The organism is Vibrio sp. OPT46 (assembly GCF_015163535.1).
GTDB classification, from domain to species: domain Bacteria; phylum Pseudomonadota; class Gammaproteobacteria; order Enterobacterales; family Vibrionaceae; genus Vibrio; species Vibrio alginolyticus.
This window is the reverse complement of the sequence record NZ_JADDYG010000877.1, coordinates 514-924: the sequence shown is the minus strand read 5'-3', so window position 1 is coordinate 924 and position 411 is coordinate 514. Positions and strand designations below refer to the sequence as shown.

Here is a 411-nt window from a genome sequence, read left to right as displayed (position 1 = left end):
TCTAATGCTGACAGCGGTGTAAGTTTGGGATCGAAAGAGCTACCAAAAATGGCCACATAAATGATGGTGAAGCAAAGTATCAGGTTTACATATTGAAACATTAGAACAGCTAAAGTTCTCTCACCAGAATAAGGGGCATAACTATCTTGAAAAACTGTTCTTAAAAAAACTACTCTAATTTGATATTGAAGTGAATCAGCCACCATCATTACTGGAAAGATGGCTAAAAAAATCTCCGAGGACCACCATAGAAGGATAAAATGAAGAAATAAAATCGAACTAGCTACAATAAGAAAGATGTCGGAAAACTTTCTATGGGTATAAAAAGCACCATTAACCTTTACATTGAAGAAAACAGACAGCCACGGAGCAACCGAAAAAATTCTTAGTACCCAAACCAAATCTCTCAAG

The 411-nt window shown here is 36.0% G+C and carries 1 protein-coding gene; it reads right to left on the bottom strand.

The window, feature by feature from the left end; genetic code table 11:
• Positions 1-411, bottom strand: a 411-nt coding sequence (locus IQR33_RS34975) for a hypothetical protein (RefSeq protein ID WP_228014240.1), incomplete at both ends; no start/stop codon positions are given.